We start from the raw sequence: 3,274 nt of genomic DNA on the forward strand, positions 1-3,274 counted from the left end.
TCCGACATTCATAGACCAGTATGCATATGGCGGGGAAATTGCAAAAAAGACACACAGCAAGGTGCACAGGAATGACCTGATGCATGTTGCCCTATGGCTTCTCGTGGATTCGCAGGGAATACCATTGCTTCATGGCACATACGAGGCAAATAAAGGCGATGTGGAGATATTCCATGGCTTCCTGGATTATGTGAAGAATTATAAGGAGTTCACGGAGAGCATTGAGGATATAACGGTCATAATGGACAAGGGCAATAACAGCAATGACAACATAAACGGCATGAAATACCATTATATCGGTGCTTTGAGGCCATCAACACAGAAAGATCTCCTGAAGATACCCATGGACGAATACAGGAAACTGGATGATAATACCATGTATTACAGGACAACCGCAAATGTCTACGGGAAGGACCATACAATCGTGATAACATACAATCCGGCATTGGCAACCAGGAAGGATAAGGCTTTCACCGGCAAGATAGAGAAGTGCAGGGCATATATCAATGGTTACATTGCAGATGCGAATAAGTCAAGAAGGAAGAGAAATATAGAGAGGATGAGGAAGACAATAGACACATACCTGAAGGAGAAGAAGATGAACAGGTACATCGACTATGAAATAGATGGCAGTGGCACATTCTCCGTAACAATAACAGAGAAGAAGGATCTGGTTGATTTCATGTTCGGCAAGAATGTCCTGTTTACCGACAGGCTAGACATGGAAACATCATCCATTATAGAGCATTACAAGGATAGGTGGATCATAGAGGATGGCTTCAGGAAGATGAACTATGACGACAACATATCGGTGACGCCAATATTCACATGGACAGACCAGCAGATATCCCTTCACATATTCATATGCGTCATTGCATTGCTTGCACTGCGTATCCTGAGGCTCAAGCTGAAGAATTCAGGGATGGGCATGACCGGGGAGAGGGCATTGGAGATCCTGAGGAATGTACATGCAGTAGGAACATTATACGAAAACAGGAAACTGGAATGGAGCCTAAGCGAGATGGATCAGGATGCGGAACAGTTAATGGACATACTCAAGCTGAAACCATTCTTCAATAAGATGGTGGGTAATACAAAAAAACAGGCGTAAAATCTCATAAAAAATGCGTAAATGACTGACTATCTGGAATTCTGCATGTTATATCATTGTAAACTAGAGATAATCATAACTTTCACAGAATCACTTGATTTAATGTCCAACTGGATGGATTTTATTGTGGACATAAGAAAGTTGAAAGGATCTCCACCACAGGAAACGTTTCTGTAATCTTCCTCTATCATATTTAATGATATTATTACATAAATTAAGAAATCAGTAACGTTGCACCTAACAAAAATATAATAAGAGGATAAATGCTATAACCCCATGGATCAGGGACTTAAAATGCTAACCCCTTCAACAAGGCTGGTATTAATTACGCTGAGGCAATTAAAGATTGCAAGGCTCTGCCAGATCATGGAAAGTACTGGGCTTTCTAAGAGATCCGTTCTATATTCTGTAAAAAAATTAAAACAGATGGGGTTGATAGAAATAAACGTATGCCTTTCTGACACAAGGCAGAGGTTTTACTGCATCACTATAAATGAATAATGGTGCAAATTTTGCATCTTAACCAATTTTATTATAGAATTTTTCCATAGCCGTATAAAGTGATAATATGGCAGTGTATTTAGGTCAGAAAGCACCCGGCTTCATTGTTAACACGACGAAGGGACCGCTGGATCTGGAGAGTTATAAGGGAAAGTGGGTCATACTATTTTCACACCCGGCAGATTTTACTCCAGTGTGCACTACAGAATTCATGGAATTTGCCAGGAGATATGAGGAATTTAAAAAGATGAATGTTGAGTTAATTGGATTGAGTGTTGACAGCATCTATAGCCATATCCAGTGGATGAAAGACATAAGGGAAAAATTTGGGGTGGAAATACCTTTTCCGGTAATAGCAGATATAAACAAAGATGTTGCCAGGGAGTATAACCTGATGGATGAAAAAACAGGGTCAACTGTAAGGGGTGTATTCATTATAGACCCAAACATGGTGGTAAGGTTAATGATATATTACCCTGCAGAGACGGGCAGAAACATTGATGAAATTATGCGTTCTGTTAAGGCGCTTAAGATGAACTGGAATAGAAAGCTGGCGACCCCGGTCAACTGGCAACCAGGTGGAGATGGAATAGTTTCAGCACCTGGAACACTGGAAGAAGCTATAAAAAGAGAGAAGAATGGCAGCAAGACGTGGTATTTAAAATATGAGAGTGTGGAATAAATGGATCCTGAGAAAAAAATAGAAGAAGTTGGAAGAGTAATGCAGGAAATAACAGGCGACAACAAGGCATACATGAATGCATTTATGGGGCTCATGCAGAACACAATGGCCCCTGGGGTGCTTACAGTAAAGCAGAAAGAATTGATTGCGCTGGCACTAAGTATCGCAGCCAGATGTGAATGGTGCATTTCATATCATGTGAAGGCAGCAAGGGATGCAGGAGCAACAAAAAAAGAGTTGATGGAGACGGGTTATGTAACTGTACTTATGTATGGTTCACAGGCAATGATGGAACTTAATAATCTGCTGGATGCTATAGAAAAAATTTATAAAAAATAAGATAATTATTTTTAATGCTCTCTGTAAAGCACTGGCTCTAATTCTTCAACAGCCTTGCCTTCAAGTTCTTCAATATTTTTTATTACATCAGAAATGGGTTTTTCCTCTGTAACAGCATATTTTACCTTTCCAAGGGACATATTATATGAACCGGGACAAAGTGAGTTTTCGGTCACTATGAAAACGTCCGGTTTTAGTGAGAGAATTCCGGCCATGGCAACCTCCCTTCCACCATGTGTTCTTCCAAATCCAGGGTTTTCGTATTCTTCTATCTTCTTAGTCTCATCGTCAATAAGGAATATTGAATTGCCATATTCCAGCGGGCTCAACATATTTTCATCGTCTACTACGCATGCTACTTTCATAACTAAGGTAAATATAACAAAAAATTTAAGCTGATTGTATATTTTAAAACTAAAAAAATTAATAATATCCGTGCATTTCCACTGAATATTCAGGAATTACAATTCCGCTTCCGTTCTCCACATGCCCGATTTCTTTAACTGGAACACGGTTTCTTACTGTGTTTAAAAAGTCTGTTTTACTTTCAGGATCTATTATAACAATATATCCCATACCCATGTTAAATATTTCGAACATTTCACTGAATGATAGATTTCCCAAATCCATCAGGCGCAGGA

General features: G+C 39.5%; 5 protein-coding genes and 1 pseudogene. 4 read left to right on the plus strand and 2 right to left on the minus strand.

The genetic code is table 11. From position 1 onward, the window contains the following. From AMDU4_RS12825 to AMDU4_RS12840, 4 genes are all read left to right on the plus strand, one after another. The coding region (locus tag AMDU4_RS12825) for an IS1634 family transposase (protein ID WP_021788362.1) at positions 1–1,111 on the plus strand (1,111 nt) is incomplete at its 5' end. Between the two features lie 276 nt (positions 1,112–1,387). Continuing rightward, positions 1,388–1,612, plus strand: coding sequence for a winged helix DNA-binding protein (locus AMDU4_RS12830; RefSeq protein ID WP_290705378.1), 225 nt, complete (start codon positions 1,388–1,390; stop codon positions 1,610–1,612). Positions 1,613–1,679: 67 nt separating this feature from the next. Then, positions 1,680–2,294, plus strand: coding sequence for a peroxiredoxin (locus AMDU4_RS12835; RefSeq protein ID WP_021788363.1), 615 nt, complete (start codon positions 1,680–1,682; stop codon positions 2,292–2,294). After that, on the plus strand, positions 2,295–2,633 hold the full coding sequence (locus tag AMDU4_RS12840; RefSeq protein ID WP_021788364.1) for a carboxymuconolactone decarboxylase family protein: 339 nt from the start codon (positions 2,295–2,297) through the stop codon (positions 2,631–2,633). 11 nt (positions 2,634–2,644) lie between these two features. Here AMDU4_RS12840 and AMDU4_RS12845 read toward each other — a convergent pair whose 3' ends face one another. Then, on the minus strand, positions 2,645–2,998 hold the full coding sequence (locus AMDU4_RS12845; RefSeq protein ID WP_021788365.1) for a hypothetical protein: 354 nt from the start codon (positions 2,996–2,998) through the stop codon (positions 2,645–2,647). Between the two features lie 58 nt (positions 2,999–3,056). Continuing rightward, a pseudogene (locus AMDU4_RS12850) lies at positions 3,057–3,274 on the minus strand (phosphoribosylformylglycinamidine cyclo-ligase); the annotation flags it as partial.

The sequence above is a fragment of the Ferroplasma sp. Type II genome (genome assembly GCF_000496155.1).